Consider the following 20,121-nt stretch of genomic DNA (forward strand, 5'->3'; position numbering starts at 1 on the left):
GCTTACACCTTCTCGATGTTGACGAGGAACGCCTTGAACTCCGGCGTCTGCGAATTTGCGTCGCCGACGAACGGGGTCAGTGCGTTGGCCAGGTAGCCGTTCTGCGTCACGCCCTTGAAGCCCCAGTGGATGGGTATGCCCACCATGTGGATCTTCTTGCCGTCGACGTCCCAGGCCTTGATGCGCTTGGTGACCACGCAGGCCGCGACCACCTCGCCGCGGTTGCTGCGCACCTTGACCTTGTCGCCCTGCTTGATGCCCTTCTCCTTGGCCAGCTCCTCGCCGATCTCGACGAAGGGCGCCGGCTGCACCACGGCATTGCTGCGCGAGTGCTTGGTCCAGAAGTGCTGGTGCTCGGTCAGGCGGTAGGTCGACGCGGTGTAGGGGAACTCCTCCTTCTTGCCGAAGGCCTCCAGGTCGCCCTTGTAGACCCGCGCGGCCGGGTTGCTGACGGCCTTCGGGTTGTTCGGGCACATCAGGTTCACGCCCAGCGGGGTCTCGAAGGGCTCGTAGTGCTCGGGGAAGGGGCCTTCGGCCATGCCGATCGCGTGCAGCCGCGCCACGCCCTCGGGGTTCATGATGAAGGAGCCCACGCCCTGGTCGGGCGCGGCGTCGGGCCGCATGTCGGGCACGTCGGCGCCGCCCGCCCAACTCGTGCCGTTCCAGGCCAGGTACTTGCGGCTCGGATCCCAGGGCTTGCCGTCCTTGTCGGCGCTGGCGCGGTTGTAGAGGATGCGCCGGTTCGCCGGCCACGACCAGCCCCAGCCGGGGTACACGCCCAGCCCGGTGGGGTCGGACGTGTCGCGGCGCGCGGTCATGTTGCCCGACTGCTGCCAGCAGCCCGCGTAGATCCAGTTGCCGCAGGCAGTGGAGCCGTCGGCCTGGAGCAGCGCGAAGTTGGGCATCTGCTCGCCGGCCTTGACCAGCACCGGCCGCGGCGACTTCGGATCCTTCGGGTCGGCCGGCGGGCCGAGCACGTCGGTGATCGCGCGGCCGTTGATCTCGCGCAGCAGTTCGGCCGGGGTCGGCACGTTCGCGTTCAGGTACGGCCAGGTCAGCGCGGCCACCGGCTCGGGCAGCGCGCCGCCCTCCTTGGCGTACAGCGCGCGGATCTTCATGAACAGCCGCGCGACGATCTCCGAATCGACCTTGGCCTCGCCCGGCGGATCGACCGCCTTCTCCTTCCACGAGATCACGCGGCTGGAGTTGGTGAAGCTGCCGGTCTCCTCGGCGAAGCAGCTCGTCGGCAGGCGGAACACCTCGGTCTGGATCTCCTCCGGCTTGACGTCGTTGAGCGGCCCGAAGTTCTTCCAGAACTCGCTCGTCTCGGTCTCCAGCGGATCCATCACGACCAGGTACTTCAGCTTCGAGAACGCGGCCGACAGCTTCTTCTTGTTGGGCACCGCCGCCAGCGGGTTGAAGCCCTGCACCAGGAAGCCGTTCATCTTGCCTTGATGCATCAGCTCGAAGATGTGCAGGATGTCGTAGCCGGCGTCGCGCTTGGGCACCCAGTCGTAGGCGAAGCCGTTGTCCGCGGTGGCCGCCGCGCCGTAGTACGACTTCATCAGGCTGGTGAACCACTTCGGGAAGTTCTGCGTGAACGCCATCTGCCCGGGGCGCAGCGGCTTGCCGGTGCGTGTGGCGAGGTACTTGTCGCGCGTGTCGTCGGCGTCGGTCGGCGCCGAGAGATAGCCCGACAGCACCTCCGAGTAGGCGTTCATGTCGGTGATGCCCTGCACGTTGGCGTGGCCGCGCAAGGCGTTCACGCCGCCGCCCGGCCGGCCCATGTTGCCCAGCAGGAGCTGGATCATCGCCATCGTGCGGATGTTCTGGCTGCCCACCGAGTGCTGCGTCCAGCCCAGCGCGTACATGATCGTGCTGGTCTTGTCGGGCGCCGACATCTCGCCCAGCATCCGGCAGATCTGCAGGAACTTGTCCTTCGGCGTGCCGCAGATGCGGCTGACCATCTCCGGCGTGTAGCGGCTGTAGTGCTTCTTGAGCTGCTGGTAGACGGTGAGCGGATCCTGCAGGGTCTCGTCGACCTTGACGAAGCCGTCCTCGCCGATCTGGTAGCCCCACGAGGCCTTGTTGTAGCTGCGCTTGCCCTCGTCGTAGCCGCTGAAGAAGCCGTTGTCGAACTTGAAGTCCGGCTTGGTCAGGAAGGCGATGTCCGTGTTGAAGCGCGCGTAGTCGTGGTGGATCTTGTCGTTGGACAGCAGCCAGTTGATGACCCCGCCCAGGAAGGCGATGTCGGTGCCGTTGCGGATCGGCGCATAGACGTCGGCCACCGCCGCCGAGCGCGTGAAGCGCGGGTCGACGACGATCAGCTTGGCCTTGCGCTGCTGCATGGCCTCGGTCACCCACTTGAAACCGCAGGGGTGGGCTTCGGCGGCATTGCCGCCCATGATCAACACCAAGTCCGTGTTCTTGATGTCGTTCCAGGAGTTGGTCATCGCTCCGCGACCGAAAGTCGGGCCCAGACTGGACACCGTCGGCGCGTGTCAGATACGTGCTTGCGTATCGAGTGCGACCATCCCCAGGCCGCGCGCGACCTTGACGGAGAGATAACCGGATTCGTTGGACGCCGCGCTGGACATCAGGAACCCGGTAGTGTTCCAGCGGTTCACCGTGACGCCGGCGGCGTTGGTCTTGATGAAGTTGGCGTCGCGATCGGCCTTCATCAGCTTGGCGATGCGCGTCAGCGCCTCGTCCCAGCCGATGCGCTTCCACTCGCTGCTGCCGGGCTCGCGCACCTGCGGGTACTTGGTGCGGTTGGGCGACTGGATCATGTCCATCACGCCGGCGCCCTTCGGGCACAGCGTGCCGCGGTTGACCGGGTGGTCGGGGTCGCCTTCGACGTGGATGATGGTCGACTTGACGTTCTTCGCCTTGTCGCCCAGCGTGTACATCACGACGCCGCAGCTCACCGAGCAATACGGGCAGGTGCTGCGGGTCTCGGTCGTCCTGGCCAGCTTGAAGTTGCGCGTCTCGGCGAGCGCCGCCGTGGGCGAGAAGCCCAACGCGACGAGGCTGGAACCCACCAGCCCCGCTCCGCTGACCCGGAAGAATTGCCTCCGGTTCATGTCCATCGTTCCAGTTCTCCTGCGGGCCCGCGGCCCGGCGCAAACCGCCTGCTTCACGGCAGAGCTGGGGAGATTGAAACCCGATACGTTTGCACGTTCGATGGAAGTGATCCCTTATGAAGATCAATGCATAAGAGACATCACGACACGATCTCCGTCGATTCGCTCGAAAAGGCGAGCCGCTGGCCGCTGGCCCGATCCTCGATCAGCAGCGCGACGCTGTCGCCGACACGCAGCGCGTCGCCGCCGGGGCGGTCGACCGCGATGCAGCGCAGGCCGCGCATGCTCTCGACGACGAACTCGGCGCTGTGCACATCGCCGGCCACCGGCAGGGGATGCCAGCGCAGGTCGCCCAGGCGCGGCAGCCGCGTCGTCAGCGCTTCGAACACGCTGGGCGTGGCGTAGAGCGCGAGCGGGTGGCGGCGGCTCAGCGCCGTCAGGCGCGCGGCGTGCTCGAGCTGCGCATCGAGCAGCACCACGCCGGCCAGCCGGCCGTCGTGCGCGGCGGCGTCGAGCGGCGCGTGCGGCGCGATCTCGGGCGCGGCGATGAGCAGCAGCCAGCGCCGCTGCTCGTCACTGACGGCGATCGTGCCGGGGCCCAGCTCGAGGATGTCCATGCTGCGCCGTGCTGCAAAACACATGCCGCGGCTGCTGTTCCAGCCGGGCACAGGGTTCCCCCGTGGTCGCCGATCAGGCGGCTTTGTTCCAGCGCAGCTTGCGGTAGATGGTGTTGCGGCTGATGCCCAGGCGCTTGGAGGCTTCGGAGATGTTGCCGCCGGCGGCGTCGAGCGCGGTGCGGATCATCTCGATCTCGATCTCCTCCAGCGTGCGGTTCGGCAGCGGAGCGGGCGCCGGTGTGGGCGCGGGTGCCATCGGTGGCGGCGGGGCCATCATGGGAGCCACCGCGGCCGGCGCGGTCACCGCCACCGCGACGGGCGCCGCGACGGTTGCCGGCGCCGGCGTCGCCGCGCGCGGCGGCAGGCGGCGCGCGTCCTCGAGGAAGTCGTCCGACAGGTGCGCCTCGGTGATCTGCCCCTCGCCGCAGGCCATCACGGCGGCGGTGCGCAGCACGTTGGCGAGCTGGCGGATGTTGCCCGGCCACTGGTAGCGCAGCAGCAGGTCCATCACCGACGCGCTGATCTCCGGCGTGCCCCGCGGGCACTCGCCCTGCAGGATGCGGCGCGCCACCACCGCGAGGTCGCTGCGCTCGCGCAGCGGCGGCATCTTCAGCACCAGGCCGTTGAGGCGGTAGTAAAGATCCTCGCGGAACTGCTGGCGCTCGATCATCTCGCGCAGGTTGCGGTGCGTCGCGCCGATCACCGCGATGTCCACGCCGATGTGCTTGTGGCTGCCCAGCGGCGTGACCACGCGCTCCTGCAGCACGCGCAGCAGCCGCGCCTGCAGGGGCAGCGGCATGTCGCCGATCTCGTCGAGGAACAGCGTGCCGCCATTGGCCTGCACGATGCGGCCCACCGCGCCCTTGCGCCGCGCGCCGGTGAAGGCGCCTTCTTCGTAGCCGAACAGCTCGGCCTCGATCAGTGATTCGGGGATCGAGGCGCAGTTCACCGCCACGAAGGGCTGCTTGGCGCGGTTGGACTCCTGGTGCACGGCGCGCGCCAGCAGTTCCTTGCCGGTGCCCGTCTCGCCGAGGATCAGCAGCGGGATGTCGCGGTTGATCACGCGGCGCACCTTCTGCACCACCGCCTCGACCTGAGCGTCGCCGGTCTGCAGGAACTGCAGGCCGCTGGGCGGCTTGGGCGCGGTGCCGGCGCTGGCGAGGGCGCCGCCGTCGCTGCGCGTTTCTTCGTCGCGCCGCGCCGTGGTGTCGTCGAAGCCTTCGGGCAGGCTTCCGAAGACGCGCCGCGCGCCCCAGTCGAAGCGTGCGCTGGCGTGGAAGTGCAGCCCGTTGGGCAGGCTCAGCTTCATCGGCACCGGCAGCGGCATGCGGAAGTGGTCGTGCACCGCCGCCACCGTGGTGCCGAACAGCGTGGTCAGCGTGTGGCCGCGCAGCGAGATGCCGGTCATCGCGAGCTGGTCGAGCGCGCTGCGGTTGGCGCCGAGGATCTTGCCGTCGGGGCCGACGACGATGATGCCCTCCAGCAGCGTACCGATGAACTCGGCGCGGGCGTGGAAGTGCAGGCGCAGCCGGTCGCTGAAGTCGTCGGACAGCCAGTGGTTCTCGATCATGCGCGCCGACATGCGCACCAGCCCCATCGTGTGCTGGTGGAAGCTGCGCTGGTCGCCCGACACGTCGAGCACGCCCAGCATGTTGCCGCGCGGGTCGAAGATCGGCGCCGCCGAGCAGGTGAGGAAGTGGTTGGCGTGCATGAAGTGCTCGTCGGCATGCACGATCGTGGGCCGCTCCTCGAATAGCGTCGTGCCGACGGCGTTGGTGCCCTTGCTGTGCTCGGCCCAGTTGACGCCCGGGGCCAGCGCCACCTTGCCGGCGCGGCCGAGGAAGTCGCTGTCGCCGATCGCGTGCAGGATGGTGCCCTGCGCGTCGGTCAGCACGATCATGCTTTCGGTGTCGACGATCTGCTCGAACAGCATCTCCATCACCGGCGCGGCGTGCGTGAACAGGCGCTGGTTGCGGTCCTTCGCGACGTTCAGGTCGCTGCGCATCAGCGGCGCGAAGTCGGGGCGCTCGATGCGCGTCAGGCCGAGCGCGGCGCAGCGCTCGTGCGACTGCTGGATCAGATCGACGTGGCGCGCGTCGCGCAGCGGCGGCGCGCTGGCGGCTTCGGCGCTGCTCCAGCCGCGCGGACTCGGGTTCCGGCTCATAGGCATGGCTGCTTGCTGGCCGCCGGCGGTGGGGCGGCCTGTCTCCTGGATGGCGCACTGTCGGGCAGGCGTGCGCCATTGTCCACCGAGGGACTGCCCCGACGCCACGGCCCGAAGTGTTCGAGGATGAAACACTTCCAGTGGCATGGCGTTTGCAGTCGCTGGGGCAGTCCATGACGAGCCACAAGGAGACAAGCTCATGCCCGCCACCCTCTCTCGCCACCCCCGATTCCGCCTGGCCGCCGCCGTGCTGGCGGCCGCCTTCCAGGCCGGCGCCTGGGCGCACGGCGACGTCACGCCACAGGCGGTCGACACCAGCGCCCTGCCCAAGCTGGGCGACAACTGGCGCGCCGAGAACCCGTTCCGCAAGAACGACGCGGCCATCAAGATCGGCAGTTCGGCCTACAACCAGAACTGCGCGCGCTGCCACGGGCTGGAGGCGGTGTCGGGTGGCATCGCGCCCGATCTGCGCAAGCTCGACAACGATTGCGCCACGCAGAAGGACGAGAAGAAGAAGGCCGTCTGCGTGAAGGAGGTCGACGACTACTTCCTCGGCAGCGTGCGGCGCGGCAAGACGCGCAACGGCGCGGTGTACATGCCGCCGTTCGAGGGCCTGCTCAACCAGGAGGCGATGTGGTCGATCAAGTCCTACCTGGAAACGCGCCGCGAGAAGCCGCTGTAAGCCCGCAGCGTTGTAGCCGCCTGGAACAGCGAGCGAGGGTTTTCCCGATGCGCTGGTGAAGGGCGGCTACTTCGAGACGCCCATCACCGCGTCGGGCAGCCAGGTGACGATCACCGGGAACAGCGTGATCAGCACGATGCACAGCACCAGGCAGACGAAGAACGGGATCGCCGCGCGGGCGATCGTGTTGCTGTCCTTGCCGGTCATGTTCTGCAGCACGAACAGGTTGAAGCCCACCGGCGGCGTGACCTCGGCGATCTCGACCAGCAGCACGATGAAGATGCCGAACCACACCAGGTCGAAGCCGGCCTGCTGGATCATCGGCAGCACCACCGCGCTGGTCAGCACGATCATCGAGATGCCGTCCAGCGCGGTGCCGAGCACGAGGTAGACCAGCGTCAGCACCGCGATCAGCGCGTAGGGGCTGAGGTGCATCGCGTTGACCCACTCGGCCAGCTCGCGCGGGATGCCGGTGAAGGCCATCGTCTTGGTCAGGTACGACGCGCCGGCGAGGATGAACATGATCATGCACGAGGTGCGCGTCGTGCCCATCAGGCCTTCCCGGAAGTTCTTCCAGGTCAGCGAGCGGCTCCACGCCGCCAGTGCCAGCGAGCCCAGCACGCCGTAGGCGGCGCATTCGGTGGCGGTGGCCCAGCCGGCGATCAGCACCCAGCAGATGAAGACGATCAGCGCCGCGCAGGGGATCAGGTTGCGCGATTGCCTCAGCTTCTCGCGCCAGCTCGACGGCGGATCGGCCGCCGGCACGCGGGCGGGGTGCCGCAGGCTCCACCACGCGATGTAGCCGGAGAACAGCAGCATCAGCAGCGCGCCGGGCAGGAAGCCGGCCAGGAAGATGCGGATGATGGAGGCGTCGGCCGCCACCGCGTAGACCACCATCGTGATCGACGGCGGGATCAGGATGCCCAGCGTGCCGGCGGTGGCCAGCGAGCCCAGCGCGATGCGCTCGTCGTAGCCGCGCTTGAGCAGCTCGGGCAGCGCGACCTTGCTGATGGTCGCGCAGGTGGCCGCCGACGAGCCCGACACCGAGCCGAAGATGCCGCAGCCGAGGATGGTGGTGTGCATCAGCCGGCCGGGCACGCGGTTCAGCCAGGGGCGCAGGCCCTCGAACATCTCCTCCGACAGCCGCGTGCGGAACAGGATCTCGCCCATCCAGATGAACAGCGGCAGCGCGGCCAGCTCCCACGAGGCGTTGCTCTCCCAGAAGGCCGAGAACAGGTTCTTGCCCGGCTGCGTGCTGGTGAAGAAGGCCTGCCCGACCCAGCCGCAGATGGCCAGCGTCATCGCGATCCACACGCCGCCGGCCAGCAGCACCAGCATCAGCGCGAGCAGCACGGCGCCGACGACCAGGATGTCCATTCAGACCTCGGAGGAAAAGTCGCCGTGCGCGTGGCGTTCCTCGACGGCGACCACGTAGCTCGGCCGCCCGCCGCGCAGCACGATCAGCAGCTCGTCGGCCAGCGCGACCCACAGCAGCACCGCGCCGAGCGCGAAGCTGGTCTGCGGGATCCACAGCGGAATGGGCAGCAGGCCCTGCGCGATGTCGTTGAAGCGCCAGCTCTCCCAGGTGAAGGCCAGGGCCGACCAGGCGAGGTAGCCGACCGCGACGCAACCGATCGCGAGCGCGGCGGTCTCCAGCGCGCGCCGCGCGCCGTCGCCCAGGTGCTCGAGCAGCAGCGTCACGCGCACGAAGTCGCCGTGCTTGAAGGCGTGCGGCATCGCCAGGAAGGCCGCCGCCGCGCAGCACCAGGCCACCATGTCGTTGACCGCGCCGGTGCGCACGCCGAACTCGCGCAGCACGCTCTGGCCGAGCATCAGCACGGCGATCAGCAGCACGAAGGCCGCGGCGAGCGCGCCGGCGCCGAGGTAGATCGCATCGAGCGCGCGGCGCATCGGGCGGGTGTCCGTCGGTCCGTCGGTCGTGGTCGGCTCAATTGCCGCGGTAGGCCTTGACGATCGCCTGCCCGTCGGGGCCGGCGCGCTTCTCCCAGTCGGCCAGCATCACGGCGCCGACCTGCTGCATGTCGGCCACCAGCTTGGGCGTCGGCTTGACGATCTTCATGCCCTTCTCGGCCAGCGCGTTCTTGTACCAGTTGTCCTTCTCCTCGCTGACCTTCCAGCCGCGCTCCTCGGCGTCGGCGGCGGCCTTCAGCACGGCGGACTGCGTGGGCTTGTCGAGCGCGTCGAAGGCGGCCTTGTTGACCAGCACCGCGTTCTTCGGCAGCCAGGCCTGCGTGTCGTGGAAGTACTTCAGGCTCTCGTAGGTCTTGCTGTCGTAGCCGGTCGAGCCGGAGGACATGTAGGAATCGACCACGCCGGTGGCCAGCGCCTGCGAGAGCTCGGCCGCCTGGATGGTGACCGGCTGCGCCTCCACCAGCTCGGCGATCTTCGCGGTGGCCGGGCTGTAGGCGCGCCACTTCAGGCCGCGCATGTCGGCCCCCGAGTTGATCTCCTTCTTGGCGTAGATGCCCTGCGGCGGCCAGGCCACCGTGTACAGCAGCATCAGGCCCTGCGCGCCGAGCAGTTTGTCGAGCACCGGCTTCTGCGCCGCCGCCAGCTTGCGCGCCTGCGCGTAGCTGGTGGCCAGGAAGGGCACGCCGTCGGCGCCGAACACCGGGTTCTCGTTCTCGAAGTTGACCAGCAGCACCTCGCCGATCGGCGCCTGCCCGCCCTGCACCGCGCGCTTGATCTCGTTGGCCTTGAACAGCGAGGCGTTGGCGTGCACGGTGATCTTCAGCTTGCCGGCCGTGGCCTTGTCGACGTCGGCGGCGAACTGCGTCAGGTTCTCGGTGTGGAAGTTCGTCGCCGGGTAGGCGGCGGGCAGGTCCCACTTGGTCTGCGCGAAGGCGGGAAGCGCGAGGGCCGACAGCACGAGGGGCGCGGTCAGCGCGGCGGCGTTCAGGGTGCGGCGGGTCAGCGGCATGCGAACTCCTGCGATGGTGGTGGGGTGATGTGCCGTTGCAGTCTAGGGAGCGTTCCGATAAATTGTCAATAAATCTTCAATGTTTCGGGGTAATCACCCATGAGCGCACGGACGGCCGGCAAGGCCCCGGCCAAGCCCAAAGCACGAAACGCGCCGCGCGGCATCGTCTCGTCGTCGCACCTCGTGTCGGCGCGCAGCGTCGAGCTGTCGGAGTTCGAGTTCGGGCTGATCGTCGCCTGGAACGCCTTCTCGCGCTGGGCGATGCGCTGCATGGCCGCCGCCGGCTGCCCCGACCTGACCATCACCGACGTGCTGGTGCTGCACCACATCAACCACCGCGCGCGCAACAAGAAGCTGGCCGACATCTGCTTCGTGTTGAACTACGAGGACACGCACGTGGTCGGCTATTCGCTGAAGAAACTGGTGGCGCTCGGCCTCGCGCGCGGCGACAGGCAGGGCAAGGAGGTCTTCTACAGCCCCACGCCCGAGGGCGAGGCGGCGGTGGCCAAGTACCGCGAGGTGCGCGAGCGCTGCCTCGTCGACAACCTCGACACCGCGCGCAACACCGACATCGGCGAGGTGGCCAAGCTGCTGCGCACCATGTCGGGGCTGTACGACCAGGCCGCACGCGCGGCGACCTCGCTATGACGACGACGCATCGAGCCCCGCGCTGGCAGTTCTGGATAGACCGCGGCGGCACCTTCACCGACATCGTCGGCAAGCGGCCCGACGGCACCCTCGTCACGCACAAGCTGCTGAGCGAGAACCCCGAGCAGTACCGCGACGCGGCGGTGGCCGGCATGCGGCACCTGCTGGGCCTGGGCGCGGACGAGCCGATCACGCCCGATCGGGTCGAGTGCGTGAAGATGGGCACCACGGTGGCCACCAACGCGCTGCTCGAACGCAAGGGCGAGCCGACGCTGCTGGTGATCACCCGGGGCTTTCGCGACGCGCTGCGCATCGCCTACCAGGACCGGCCGCGCCTGTTCGAGCGCCACATCGTGCTGCCCGAGCTGCTGTACACGCGCGTGATCGAGGCGCAGGAGCGTGTCGGCGCCGACGGCGCGGTGGTCGAGCCGCTGGACTGCGACCACCTGCGCGAACGGCTCTGGGCCACCCACGACGCCGGCCTGCGCAGCGTGGCGATCGTCTTCATGCACGGCTACCGCTTCCCGGCGCACGAGAAGGCGGCGGCGCGGCTGGCGCGCGAAGCCGGCTTCACGCAGGTCAGCGTGTCGCACGAGGTCAGCCCGCTGATGAAGCTGGTCGGCCGCGGCGACACCACGGTGGTCGACGCCTACCTCTCGCCCATCCTGCGCCGCTACGTCGACCAGGTGGCCGCCGAGATGCCGGGCGTGAAGCTGTTCTTCATGCAAAGCAGCGGCGGGCTGGCCGACGCGCGCGCCTTCCAGGGCAAGGACGCCATCCTCTCCGGCCCGGCCGGCGGCATCGTCGGCATGGTGCGCACCGCGCAGCTCGCCAGCGCCGACCTCGGCGGCGACAAGGTGATCGGCTTCGACATGGGCGGCACGTCCACCGACGTGAGCCACTTCGCCGGCGAGTTCGAGCGCGCCTTCGAGACGCAGGTGGCCGGCGTGCGCATGCGCGCGCCGATGATGAGCATCCACACCGTCGCGGCCGGCGGCGGCTCCATCCTCGGCTTCGACGGCGCGCGCCTGCGCGTCGGCCCCGAGAGCGCGGGCGCCAACCCCGGGCCGGCCTGCTACCGGCGCGGCGGGCCGCTGGCCGTGACCGACGCCAACGTGATGGTCGGCAAGCTCCAGCCGCGCTGGTTTCCCAAGGTGTTCGGGCCGAACGCCGACCAGCCGCTGGACTGCGAGGTCGTCGCCGCGCGCTTCGGCGAACTGGCGGCGCGCATAGCGCAGGCCACCGGCACGAAGCGCACGCCGGAGGAGGTGGCCGAGGGCTTCATCGACATCGCCGTCGGCGCGATGGCCAGCGCGATCAAGAAGATCTCGGTGGCGCGCGGCTACGACGTGACGCGCTACACGCTGCAATGCTTCGGCGGCGCCGGCGGCCAGCATGCCTGCCGCGTGGCCGACGCGCTGGGCATGGACCGCGTCTTCGTGCACCCGCTGGCCGGCGTGCTGTCGGCCTACGGCATGGGCCTGGCCGACCAGAGCGTGATGCGCGAGGCGGCGGTCGAGCTGAAGCTCGGCGCCGAGGCGCTGCCCGCCGTCGCGCAGCGGCTCGACGCGCTGGCGGCGCAGGCCGAGGCCGAACTGCTGCGCCAGGGTGTCGCCGGCGGCGCGCTGCGCACGCACCGGCGCGTGCACGTGCGCTACGAGGGCACCGATTCGGCGCTGGTGGTGCCCTTCGGCGCGCTGGCCGAGATCGAGGCCGCCTTCGAGGCCGCCTACCGCCAGCGCTTCGCCTTCCTGATGAAAGGCCGCGCGCTGGTGGTCGAGGCGGTGTCGGTGGAAGCGGTGGGCGCGGGCGACGCGCCGGCCGAGCCGGCGCAGCCGCTGCAGGCGCCGGCCGTGATGCCGGAGGCCGAGACCGTGCGGCTGTTCAGCGGCGGGCGCTGGCACGAGGCCGCGCTGGTGCTGCGCGAGGCGGCGCGGCCCGGCCTGTACGTCGACGGCCCGGCGGTGATCGCCGAGCGCAACGCCACCACCGTGGTCGAGCCCGGCTGGCGCGCGCGCGTCACCGCGCTCGACCACCTCGTGCTCGAACGTGTGCAGCCGCGCGAGGCCCGGCGCGCCATCGGCACCACGGTCGATCCGGTGATGCTGGAGGTCTTCAACAACCTCTTCATGAACATCGCCGAGCAGATGGGCCTGCAACTGCAGAACACCGCCTACTCGGTGAACATCAAGGAGCGGCTCGACTTCTCGTGCGCGCTGTTCGACGCCGAGGGCAACCTGATCGCCAACGCGCCGCACATGCCGGTGCACCTGGGCTCGATGAGCGAGTCGATCAAGACGGTGATCGCGCGCAACGCCGGCGCGATGAAGCCGGGCGACGTCTACGCGCTCAACGACCCCTACCACGGCGGCACGCACCTGCCCGACGTGACGGTGGTGACGCCGGTATTCATGGAGCCCCCGGGCGATGGCGTACCGTCGCCCACCCTTCGAGGGGGTTCGGGCCCGGCTTCGGAGCGGCCGGGCGCCGGGCCCGGCGCGACGCCGCAGATACTGTTCTACGTCGGCAGCCGCGGCCACCATGCCGACATCGGCGGCAGCACGCCGGGCTCGATGCCGCCGTTCTCGACGCGCATCGAGGAAGAGGGCGTGCAGCTCGACAACGTCAAGCTGGTCGAGGGCGGCCGGCTGCGCGAGGCCGAGATGCTGGCGCTGCTTTCGAGCGGCGAGTTCCCCTCGCGCAACCCGCAGCAGAACCTCGCCGACCTGAAGGCGCAGATCGCCGCCAACGAGAAGGGTGCGCAGGAACTGCGCCGGATGGTGGCGCAGTTCGGCCTGCCGGTGGTGCAGGCCTACATGCGCCACGTGCAGGACAACGCCGAGGAATCGGTGCGGCGCGTGATCACCAAGCTGAAGGACGGCGCCTTCACGCTGCCGCTGGACAACGGCGCGCGCATCGCCGTGGCGATCCGCGTGAACGCCGCCGAGCGCGGCGCCGTGGATGACAAGACCGCGCCGAGCGCGGTCATCGACTTCACCGGCACCAGCGCGCAACTGGAGAACAACTTCAACGCGCCCACCGCGGTGTGCATGGCCGCGGTGCTGTACGTGTTCCGCACGCTGGTGGGCGACGACATCCCGCTGAACGCCGGCTGCCTGAAACCCTTGAAGGTGATCATCCCGGAAGGCTCGATGCTCAACCCGCGCCCGCCGGCATCGGTGGTGGCGGGCAACGTCGAGACCTCGACCTGCATCACCAACGCGTTGTACGGCGCGCTCGGCGCGATGGCCGCCGGCCAGTGCACGATGAACAACTTCACCTTCGGCAACGAGCGCCACCAGTATTACGAGACCATCTCCGGCGGCTCGGGTGCCGGCCCCGGCTTCGACGGCACCAGCGTCGTGCAGACCCACATGACCAACTCGCGCCTGACCGACCCCGAGGTGCTGGAGTTCCGCTTCCCGGTGCGGCTGGAGAGCTACGCGATCCGCGCCGGCTCGGGCGGCGCGGGGCGCTGGAAGGGCGGCGACGGCGGCGTGCGCCGCGTGCGCTTCCTCGAAGCGATGACGGCGTCCATCCTCTCCAACGGCCGCGTGCACGGCGCCTTCGGCATGGCCGGCGGCGCCGACGGCCTGCCCGGCGTGAACCGCGTCGAGCGCGCCGACGGGCGCGTCGAGCCGCTCGGCCACATCGGCTCGGTGCAGATGAACCCGGGCGACGTGTTCGTGATCGAGACGCCCGGCGGCGGCGGGTACGGCACGGCCGGCTGAAGCGCGCCGCGCGATGCTGCTCAAGCTGCTGCTGGTCGCCGCCTCGGCGCTGCTGTCCTCGCTGGTGGCGCGGCGTTTCGGCCACGCGGTGGGCGGCACGCTGGCCGGCATGCCGATGATCGCCGGGCCCATCATGGGCTTCGTGCTGTGGGCCACGCCGGTGGACGGCGTGCGCGCCATCGCGCTGGCCACGCTGGTGTGCCTGCCGGCCACGGTGGCGCACCTGGTCGTCTACGCCTGGAGCGCGACGCGGCTGCCGTGGTGGCCGGCGCTGGCGCTGGCCAACGTCGCCTTCTTCGGCCTCGGCGCGCTGCTGCCGCTGCTCGGCCTGCCGGCCTGGCTGAGCTGCGCGCTGGCGCTGGGCGCGCTGGCGGTGGGCGGCGCGGCGATGCCGCGCCTGCCGGTGGCGCCCGGCGCGGTGGACATCCCGAACATCGAGCTGGCCTGCCGCGTCGCCGCGGCGCTGCTGGTGGCCTGGCTGATCATCCGCAGCGCCGGCGTGGCGCCGGCGGCGCTCAGCGGCCTGCTGCTGGCCGTGCCCATCACCGGCAACGTGCTGCCCTGCTTCACGCTGCCGCGTTACGGCGCTGCCGCCACGGTGGCGCTGCTGCGCGGTTTCGTGCGCGGGCTGTCGGGTTTCGGCGCCTTCTTCGTCACGCTCTACCTCGGCCTGGCCGCCTGGCCGGCCGCCGCGGCGTATGCGCTGGCCTGGGTGGCGGCGCTGCTGGTGGCCAGCGGCCTGTACCTGCTGCAGCGGCGCCGTCTCGCGGCGACCGCATAGACTGCACCCCGATGAAGCTGCAACCCGCCCCCAACTCGATCTTCGGCCTGCTGCTGCGCTCGCCGTGGTGGTATGCGCTGGTCGTGGCGCTGCTGTTCGGCGGCGCGTTCGCCGCGTTCCTGCCCGAGGGCTGGCGCGTGGCGGGGGCGCTGACGGGCTTTCCGTTCGTGGTGATCGCGGTCATGGCCTTCGCGCGCCAGCGCGGCCGGCCGAGCGAGGCGCAGGTGGAATCCGCCCGCGCCGCGCTGGCGGCCATGCCCTGGCCGGAGTTCGCCGCGCTGCTGGAGCAGGCCTTCGTGCGCGACGGCAACCGCGTCGAGCGCCTGGCGCACGAGGCGGGCGACTTCGCGGTCGAGCGCGGCGGCCGGCAGATGGTGGTCAGCGCGCGGCGCTGGAAGTCGGCGCGCACCGGGCTCGAGCCGCTGCGCGCGCTGCAGGCGCTGCGCGAGCAGCGCGGCGCGGCCGACGCGCTGTGCATCACGCTGGGCGAGCTGGGCGAGCCGGCCGCGGCCTACGCGGCCAAGCAGCGCGTCGAGGTCTGGCGCGCCGCCGAGCTGGCGCAAGGCCTGCGCGGGCTGCTCCCGGACAGGCAGCGCTGAGGCCGCTCGGGGGCCGCCGGGCGGCCGCTACCATGCGCCCGCGATGAAACGTCTGCTGCTGCTCGGGGCCGGCCCGGCCCATCTCCACGTGATGCGCGCGCTGGCCGCCGAGCCGCTGCCCGGCGCCGAGGTGACGCTGGTGTCGCCGTGGCCGCGGGCGGTATGCCCGGCCATGCTGGCCGGCCACGTGGCCGGCGACACCACGCTAGACGAATGCAGCGTGGCGCTCGCGCCGCTGGCCGAGCGTGCCGGTGCGCGGCTGCTGCAAGCCGCCGCGACCGGCCTGGACGCCGCCGCGCGCAGCGTGGCGCTGGCCGACGGCCGCACGCTGGCCTACGACGCGCTGAGCCTCGACCTGGCCGCGACGATGGAGCGCGACGCGATCGCCGGCGCGCGCGAGCACGGGCTGTTCCTGCGCCCGGCCGAGGTCTTCGCGCCGCTGTGGCAGCGCATGCTCGAACTGGCCGAGCGCCAGGCGCTGTGCGTGGTGGTGGTCGGCGCCGGCGCGCCGGGCGTGGAGATGGCGCTGGCCTTGCAGCGGCGCCTGGGCGAGCGCTCGCGCGTCAGCCTGGTCGGCGCCGGCATGGCGCTGCCCGGCGGCATGCTGCGTTCGTGCGTGCTGCGCGCGCTCAGGCGCGCGCGGGTCGCGCTGCTCGAAGACGAGTGCGTCGAGATCACCGCGCAGCACGTGCGGTTGGCCGGCGGAACGCGCGTCGCCTGCGACGCCGCGGTGATCGCGCTGCCGCAGTGCGCGCCGGCCTGGCTGGGCGCGAGCGGCCTGCTGCTCGACGAGGCCGGCTTCGTCGCCGCCGGCGCCACGCTGCAAAGCCGTTCGCATGCCGAGGTGTTCACGGCCGGCGCTGTCGGAACGGATGCGCGCGGCGCCGGCGCGCTGGCGCTCAACCTGCGCCGCTTCCTGGCCGGCGGCGCGCTGACCCGATGGACGCCGCCGGCGCGCCGGCTCGAACTGCTGGCCAGTGGCGAGCGCCGCGCCATCGCCGCCTGGGGCGGCTGGGCGGCGGAGGGCCGCTGGGCGTGGCGCTGGAAGCGCCGCCACGAGCGCGCCTGGCTCGACGCCCAGCGCGCCCACCGCGCCTGACGCGCCTGACGCGCCTGACGCGCTGGGCCAGAATCACGCACCCGCCGCAACGAACCGGAGAACACGATGACCCCCTCGCACCTCGCCGCCGACGACAAGAAACCCGCGGAGGCCGGCCCCGGCCGCATCGAGGAACAGCTCGCCTTCAAGTCGCGCTACGTGCTGGTGTTCGGCGAGATCGACGACAAGCTCGCGCTGGCCACCTGCCGGCGCCTGCTCGCGCTGTCGGAAGACTCCGACGCGCCGATCACGATGCTGATCTCCTCGCCCGGCGGCCACGTCGAATCGGGCGACGCCATCCACGACATGATCCGCTTCGTGCGCGCGCCGGTCACCACCGTGGGCAGCGGCTGGGTGGCCAGCGCCGGCGCGCACATCTTCCTGGCGCCGCCCAAGGAGCGCCGCCTGTGCCTGCCCAACACACGCTTCATGATCCACCAGCCGGCCGGCGGCGCCGGCGGCCAGGCCACCGACATCGCCATCCAGGCCAAGGAGATCCTGCGCACGCGCGAGCGCATCGCGCGCGTGATCGCCGCGCAGACCGGCCGGCCCTACGAGACCGTGGTGTCCGACATGGAGCGCGACTTCTGGATGAGCGCGAGCGAGGCGGTGGAGTACGGCATCGCCGCGCGCATCATCGAGCGGCAGGCGCAGATCGGCGGTTGATTTCTACGCGGGCTGCGGCCCCTCGTAGCCCTCGACGATGATCAGGTCGGCCTGCGACACCGGCTGGCGGATGGCCCGCGCGTGGCGGTATTCGGGCGAGTTCCAGCAGTCCAGCGCCGCCTGGTAGCTGGGGAACTCGATCACCACGTTGCGCTGGCGCGAGGCGCCCTCGAGGCTCTCGAAGCGGCCGCCGCGCGCCAGGAAGCGCGCGCCGTACTTCGCGAAAGCGGCCGCGCCGGCGGCCACGTAGTCCTTGTAGCGCTCGGCGTCGGCGACGTCGACATGCGCGATCCAGTAGGCCTTGGGCATGGTTGCTCCTTCTTCGATGGCTGTCAGCCGCGTGGCCGCTGCACGACCTGGAATTCGTTGCCGTCCGGGTCGCGCACGGTGGCCAGCGTGCCGCCCCAGAACTGCCGCTGCGGCGGGCTGGTGAAGACCACGCCGCGGGCGCGCAGGTCCTGATGGGCGACGTGGATGTCGTTCACCTGGAAGGATAGCCCGGTGAAGCGGCCGACGAGCGCCTGCTCGTCGGGCGGCGCGTCGACGTGTACCGCTTCGACCACCAGCTCGCAGTTGCCGGCGTTGAACACGCACCAGCCGCGCGCCGGGTCCTGCGCATGCAGCGTCAGGCCCAGCGCGTCGGCGTAGAAGCGCCGTGCCTGCGCGAGGTCGCGCACGAAGACGCGGGCGGTGTTGAGGTTCATGCCGGCAGTCTAGCGGCCCGCCTCAGTACGACGACGCGCCGGTGTGCTTGTGCTCCAGCAGCGCGCGCCATTCCACCAGGATGGACGCGACGCGCCGCGCGTGGCTGGGACGCGGCGCGAGGCCGAGGAACTCGGTTTCGAGCAGCAGCAGCAATTCCATGACGCGCTGCTCGTCGGCGTCGTCGAGCAGCGCGGCGAACACGTCGGGCACGAAGCCGGCGTAGTGCTCGCGCGCGAGCGGGTCGCGCGACACGCCGTTCGGGTCCCACTGGTACAGCAGCACCTCGTCGATGCGCTGGAACAGCTCCTGGTCGAACTGCTGGGTGTTGAGGTCCATGGCGATGCCAGCATACGGATTGCCGCGACGAGCTCCAAGCGCCTGGGCTAGGGATGGCCGGCCCTAAGGCTCGCCGTGCAGCCGCGCGCCGGCCGCGTGCAGCAGCTCGCGCAGCGCCGAGCGGTGGCAGCGGTCTTCGCGCTCGCAGTAGCAGCCGAGCGAGAAGTCGGTTTGCCGCGACAGCGCGGCGAGCAGCGCGATGGCATGGCCGTTCTCGGGCGTGGCCATCTCCGCGCGGTATTTGCGGAAGAACGCCGCCCACTCGGCCGGCGTCGTGGCCGCGCGCGCGAGCTTCATCGTCTCCAGGCTGGGCGCGAGGTTGGGGAACCAGGCGTCGTACCAGTCCCGGCGCGAGAACTCGGCCTTGGGAACGCCGCGCGGCGGGCGGCGCACGGTGCCGATGCGCAGCCCCTCGTTCTCTGCCCGGGGGCTGCCCAGCCTGACGACGCGGATGACCATCGGGTGCTCCTTCGGGCTTGGGGCCGCGCCGCGCTCACCGCGGCGCGGGCCACTGGTATTTGACGTCTTCGAGCTGCCACGTCGGCTCGAAGCCGTGCGCCACCGCCACGAAACCCTGCTTCTCGTAAAAGGCCCGCGCCCCCGTGTTGCGGACGAAGGTGTAGAGCCACAGGCTGCCGGCCGACTGCGCCTTGGCCCAGTCCATCATGCGGCCGCCCAGTCCCCGGCGCAGCAGCCCGACGCGCACGAACAACTGCGACACCGACTCCGGCGACGCCGCGACGAAACCCATCAGCCGGCCGTCCGCGACGGCCAGGCGCACCGTGTTTCGCGGCAGCACTTCGTCGATGAAGTACTGCCGCTGCCGCTCGATCGGGTTGGGATCCTGGATGCCGACGCCGAACTCGAAGCCCTCGCGCCACATGGGCACGAGTTCATCGAGCCAGCTCGAGTCGTACGCGATGAGTTCGATGGCCGGATGCATGCGCGCGCTCCCGCAAAGGCTCAGGCCGCGTCGCGCGGGCCGGCGCCGCTCAGCCGGACGGCATGCCGCTCGAACGCATTGCCCGCATGCGCGCCTCGGCCGCGCAGGGCCGCCACCAGGCCGGCCAGCGGGTACGCCACGAAGAACAGCGGGCCGAACCACAGGTATTGCCGCACATGGACGTGCTCGTGCAGGCGCAGGCGGTCCAACTCGGCGGTGCTGACGCCGACGATCACCTGGCCGAGCGTGATGGCCGCGAACGGCAGCCGCGCCGCCCGGCTGCCCGCCGGCGCAGTTCCTTCGTGCAGGTACACCTCGACGGCGAGGCCGCAACGCCTGACGCCGCCGCCCGCGAGCAGGACCGGCAGGCCGAGCAAGGCGCCGACCAGGGTGCAGGGCAGGGCCCAGGCCATGCCGGCCAGCGAGGCCAGGCGCCGCACGGGGGCTTGCATCGCCGCCGCCGAAGGCTCAGGCCTGCGGCTTGTGGCAGACGGCTTCGACGTTGTGTCCATCCGGGTCGATGACGAAGGCGCCGTAGTAGTCGGGATGGTAGTGCGGGCGCAGGCCGGGCGCGCCGTTGTCGCGGCCGCCGGCGGCGAGCGCCGCCGCATGGAAGGCGTCGACCTCGGCGCGGCTGTCGGCGACGAAGGCGATGTGAACCGGCGCCGACGGTGCCTGGGCCTGCGAGAGCCACAGCGAAGGCTTGCCCTTGCGGCCGATGCCGACGCCGTAAGGCCCCTCCATCACCACGGCGGCCTGCAGCGGCGCCAGCGCCTGGAGGAAAAACGCCTTGCTGCGCGGCAGGTCGGAAACACCGAGACCGAGATGATCGAACATGGCTGCTCCGGGGTGGTGGGTGGCGTTCACGCGGCCTTGCCGCAGCCCTGCGGCTTGACGACGCGCTGTGTCGATGCGGGGAACTTGGCCAGCTTCGCCGCCGGGCGCCGCGGGCGCGCCACCAGTTCGCCGCCGCAGTTCGGGCACTTGCCGGCCAGCAGGCCTTCGGCGCAGGACGTGCAGAAGGTGCACTCGAACGAGCAGATGCGCGCGTCGGCCGATTCCGGCGGCAGGCTCTTGTCGCAGCACTCGCAACTCGGGCGCAATTGAAGCATCGGGTGTTCCTCCG

Annotated in this window: 21 protein-coding genes; 7 read left to right on the forward strand and 14 right to left on the reverse strand. The window is 70.8% G+C overall.

All coding sequences use genetic code 11. The features are described 5' to 3' along the window. Positions 1-2: 2 nt before the first annotated feature. The 3 genes from fdnG to QM792_RS08035 all read right to left on the reverse strand — a co-directional run bounded on the left by fdnG (position 3) and on the right by QM792_RS08035 (position 5,870). On the reverse strand, positions 3-3,089 hold the full coding sequence (fdnG, locus tag QM792_RS08025; protein WP_415149035.1) for a formate dehydrogenase-N subunit alpha: 3,087 nt from the start codon (positions 3,087-3,089) through the stop codon (positions 3-5). 134 nt (positions 3,090-3,223) lie between these two features. Then, on the reverse strand, positions 3,224-3,700 hold the full coding sequence (locus tag QM792_RS08030; protein WP_415149036.1) for a hypothetical protein: 477 nt from the start codon (positions 3,698-3,700) through the stop codon (positions 3,224-3,226). Positions 3,701-3,773: 73 nt separating this feature from the next. After that, positions 3,774-5,870, reverse strand: coding sequence for a sigma-54-dependent Fis family transcriptional regulator (locus QM792_RS08035; protein WP_415149038.1), 2,097 nt, complete (start codon positions 5,868-5,870; stop codon positions 3,774-3,776). A gap of 193 nt (positions 5,871-6,063) precedes the next feature. Between QM792_RS08035 and pedF the strand changes: the two genes are divergently transcribed. Then, positions 6,064-6,546: a cytochrome c-550 PedF gene (pedF, locus tag QM792_RS08040; RefSeq protein WP_415149040.1), complete on the forward strand. Its 483-nt coding sequence runs from the start codon at positions 6,064-6,066 to the stop codon at positions 6,544-6,546. 66 nt (positions 6,547-6,612) lie between these two features. Here the strand turns inward: pedF and QM792_RS08045 are convergent, their stop codons facing one another. Genes QM792_RS08045 through QM792_RS08055 form a run of 3 tightly spaced genes read right to left on the reverse strand, consistent with a single transcriptional unit; the run spans position 6,613 to position 9,487 of the window. After that, entirely contained in the window at positions 6,613-7,923 is a 1,311-nt protein-coding gene (locus QM792_RS08045; RefSeq protein WP_415149041.1) for a TRAP transporter large permease, read from the reverse strand. Further along, on the reverse strand, positions 7,924-8,457 hold the full coding sequence (locus QM792_RS08050) for a TRAP transporter small permease (protein ID WP_415149042.1): 534 nt from the start codon (positions 8,455-8,457) through the stop codon (positions 7,924-7,926). Positions 8,458-8,494: 37 nt separating this feature from the next. Continuing rightward, positions 8,495-9,487 (reverse strand): TRAP transporter substrate-binding protein, encoded by a 993-nt coding sequence (locus QM792_RS08055; protein WP_415149044.1) that lies wholly within the window; start codon positions 9,485-9,487, stop codon positions 8,495-8,497. A gap of 99 nt (positions 9,488-9,586) precedes the next feature. Between QM792_RS08055 and QM792_RS08060 the strand changes: the two genes are divergently transcribed. From QM792_RS08060 to QM792_RS08085, 6 genes are all read left to right on the forward strand, one after another. Then, the gene (locus QM792_RS08060) at positions 9,587-10,135 is read left to right on the forward strand and encodes a winged helix DNA-binding protein (RefSeq protein WP_415149045.1); all 549 of its coding nucleotides are present in this window, start codon (positions 9,587-9,589) and stop codon (positions 10,133-10,135) included. Continuing rightward, the gene (locus QM792_RS08065) at positions 10,132-13,866 is read left to right on the forward strand and encodes a hydantoinase B/oxoprolinase family protein (protein WP_415149046.1); all 3,735 of its coding nucleotides are present in this window, start codon (positions 10,132-10,134) and stop codon (positions 13,864-13,866) included. Before QM792_RS08060 ends, QM792_RS08065 begins: the two co-directional genes overlap by 4 nt. Before the next feature lie 13 nt (positions 13,867-13,879). Further along, on the forward strand, positions 13,880-14,647 hold the full coding sequence (locus QM792_RS08070; protein WP_415149048.1) for a hypothetical protein: 768 nt from the start codon (positions 13,880-13,882) through the stop codon (positions 14,645-14,647). An 11-nt stretch (positions 14,648-14,658) separates the two neighbouring features. Next, the gene (locus tag QM792_RS08075; protein ID WP_415149050.1) at positions 14,659-15,246 is read left to right on the forward strand and encodes a restriction endonuclease; all 588 of its coding nucleotides are present in this window, start codon (positions 14,659-14,661) and stop codon (positions 15,244-15,246) included. A 43-nt stretch (positions 15,247-15,289) separates the two neighbouring features. Beyond that, positions 15,290-16,345 carry an NAD(P)/FAD-dependent oxidoreductase gene (locus QM792_RS08080; RefSeq protein ID WP_415149052.1) on the forward strand — a complete coding sequence of 352 codons (1,056 nt, stop codon included), beginning with the start codon at positions 15,290-15,292 and terminating at the stop codon, positions 16,343-16,345. Between the two features lie 66 nt (positions 16,346-16,411). Beyond that, complete coding sequence (locus QM792_RS08085) at positions 16,412-17,011, forward strand: ATP-dependent Clp protease proteolytic subunit (protein ID WP_415149053.1); 600 nt, start codon at positions 16,412-16,414, stop codon at positions 17,009-17,011. A 3-nt stretch (positions 17,012-17,014) separates the two neighbouring features. Here QM792_RS08085 and QM792_RS08090 read toward each other — a convergent pair whose 3' ends face one another. The 8 genes from QM792_RS08090 to QM792_RS08125 form a co-directional block, all read right to left on the reverse strand. Beyond that, positions 17,015-17,320 carry a DUF1330 domain-containing protein gene (locus QM792_RS08090; protein ID WP_415149055.1) on the reverse strand — a complete coding sequence of 102 codons (306 nt, stop codon included), beginning with the start codon at positions 17,318-17,320 and terminating at the stop codon, positions 17,015-17,017. A gap of 23 nt (positions 17,321-17,343) precedes the next feature. Then, a complete protein-coding gene (locus QM792_RS08095; protein WP_415149057.1) occupies positions 17,344-17,715 on the reverse strand; it encodes a VOC family protein in 372 nt (123 codons plus the stop codon). A gap of 22 nt (positions 17,716-17,737) precedes the next feature. Beyond that, positions 17,738-18,052 carry a hypothetical protein gene (locus QM792_RS08100; protein WP_415149058.1) on the reverse strand — a complete coding sequence of 105 codons (315 nt, stop codon included), beginning with the start codon at positions 18,050-18,052 and terminating at the stop codon, positions 17,738-17,740. 63 nt (positions 18,053-18,115) lie between these two features. Continuing rightward, positions 18,116-18,511 carry a DUF488 domain-containing protein gene (locus tag QM792_RS08105; protein ID WP_415149060.1) on the reverse strand — a complete coding sequence of 132 codons (396 nt, stop codon included), beginning with the start codon at positions 18,509-18,511 and terminating at the stop codon, positions 18,116-18,118. 34 nt (positions 18,512-18,545) lie between these two features. Further along, complete coding sequence (locus QM792_RS08110; protein ID WP_415149061.1) at positions 18,546-18,995, reverse strand: GNAT family N-acetyltransferase; 450 nt, start codon at positions 18,993-18,995, stop codon at positions 18,546-18,548. Positions 18,996-19,015: 20 nt separating this feature from the next. Beyond that, positions 19,016-19,447, reverse strand: coding sequence for a signal peptide prediction (locus tag QM792_RS08115; RefSeq protein ID WP_415149062.1), 432 nt, complete (start codon positions 19,445-19,447; stop codon positions 19,016-19,018). A gap of 16 nt (positions 19,448-19,463) precedes the next feature. Beyond that, the gene (locus QM792_RS08120; RefSeq protein WP_415149064.1) at positions 19,464-19,832 is read right to left on the reverse strand and encodes a VOC family protein; all 369 of its coding nucleotides are present in this window, start codon (positions 19,830-19,832) and stop codon (positions 19,464-19,466) included. A gap of 26 nt (positions 19,833-19,858) precedes the next feature. Further along, positions 19,859-20,107, reverse strand: coding sequence for a DUF1272 domain-containing protein (locus QM792_RS08125; protein ID WP_415149065.1), 249 nt, complete (start codon positions 20,105-20,107; stop codon positions 19,859-19,861). Positions 20,108-20,121 lie beyond the last annotated feature (14 nt).

The sequence above is a fragment of the Piscinibacter sp. genome, assembly GCF_047600445.1.
GTDB lineage: Bacteria > Pseudomonadota > Gammaproteobacteria > Burkholderiales > Burkholderiaceae_C > Piscinibacter.

Excerpts from the sequence above, each read along its gene's own strand:
- QM792_RS08030 (WP_415149036.1), bottom strand. The coding sequence starts at position 3,700 with ATGGACATCCTCGAGCTGGGCCCCGGCACGATCGCCGTCAGTGACGAG.
- QM792_RS08035 (WP_415149038.1), bottom strand. The coding sequence starts at position 5,870 with ATGCCTATGAGCCGGAACCCGAGTCCGCGCGGCTGGAGCAGCGCCGAA.
- pedF (WP_415149040.1), top strand. The coding sequence starts at position 6,064 with ATGCCCGCCACCCTCTCTCGCCACCCCCGATTCCGCCTGGCCGCCGCC.
- QM792_RS08045 (WP_415149041.1), bottom strand. The coding sequence starts at position 7,923 with ATGGACATCCTGGTCGTCGGCGCCGTGCTGCTCGCGCTGATGCTGGTG.
- QM792_RS08050 (WP_415149042.1), bottom strand. The coding sequence starts at position 8,457 with ATGCGCCGCGCGCTCGATGCGATCTACCTCGGCGCCGGCGCGCTCGCC.
- QM792_RS08055 (WP_415149044.1), bottom strand. The coding sequence starts at position 9,487 with ATGCCGCTGACCCGCCGCACCCTGAACGCCGCCGCGCTGACCGCGCCC.
- QM792_RS08060 (WP_415149045.1), top strand. The coding sequence starts at position 9,587 with ATGAGCGCACGGACGGCCGGCAAGGCCCCGGCCAAGCCCAAAGCACGA.
- QM792_RS08065 (WP_415149046.1), top strand. The coding sequence starts at position 10,132 with ATGACGACGACGCATCGAGCCCCGCGCTGGCAGTTCTGGATAGACCGC.
- QM792_RS08070 (WP_415149048.1), top strand. The coding sequence starts at position 13,880 with ATGCTGCTCAAGCTGCTGCTGGTCGCCGCCTCGGCGCTGCTGTCCTCG.
- QM792_RS08075 (WP_415149050.1), top strand. The coding sequence starts at position 14,659 with ATGAAGCTGCAACCCGCCCCCAACTCGATCTTCGGCCTGCTGCTGCGC.
- QM792_RS08080 (WP_415149052.1), top strand. The coding sequence starts at position 15,290 with ATGAAACGTCTGCTGCTGCTCGGGGCCGGCCCGGCCCATCTCCACGTG.
- QM792_RS08085 (WP_415149053.1), top strand. The coding sequence starts at position 16,412 with ATGACCCCCTCGCACCTCGCCGCCGACGACAAGAAACCCGCGGAGGCC.
- QM792_RS08090 (WP_415149055.1), bottom strand. The coding sequence starts at position 17,320 with ATGCCCAAGGCCTACTGGATCGCGCATGTCGACGTCGCCGACGCCGAG.
- QM792_RS08095 (WP_415149057.1), bottom strand. The coding sequence starts at position 17,715 with ATGAACCTCAACACCGCCCGCGTCTTCGTGCGCGACCTCGCGCAGGCA.
- QM792_RS08100 (WP_415149058.1), bottom strand. The coding sequence starts at position 18,052 with ATGGACCTCAACACCCAGCAGTTCGACCAGGAGCTGTTCCAGCGCATC.
- QM792_RS08105 (WP_415149060.1), bottom strand. The coding sequence starts at position 18,511 with ATGGTCATCCGCGTCGTCAGGCTGGGCAGCCCCCGGGCAGAGAACGAG.
- QM792_RS08110 (WP_415149061.1), bottom strand. The coding sequence starts at position 18,995 with ATGCATCCGGCCATCGAACTCATCGCGTACGACTCGAGCTGGCTCGAT.
- QM792_RS08115 (WP_415149062.1), bottom strand. The coding sequence starts at position 19,447 with ATGCAAGCCCCCGTGCGGCGCCTGGCCTCGCTGGCCGGCATGGCCTGG.
- QM792_RS08120 (WP_415149064.1), bottom strand. The coding sequence starts at position 19,832 with ATGTTCGATCATCTCGGTCTCGGTGTTTCCGACCTGCCGCGCAGCAAG.
- QM792_RS08125 (WP_415149065.1), bottom strand. The coding sequence starts at position 20,107 with ATGCTTCAATTGCGCCCGAGTTGCGAGTGCTGCGACAAGAGCCTGCCG.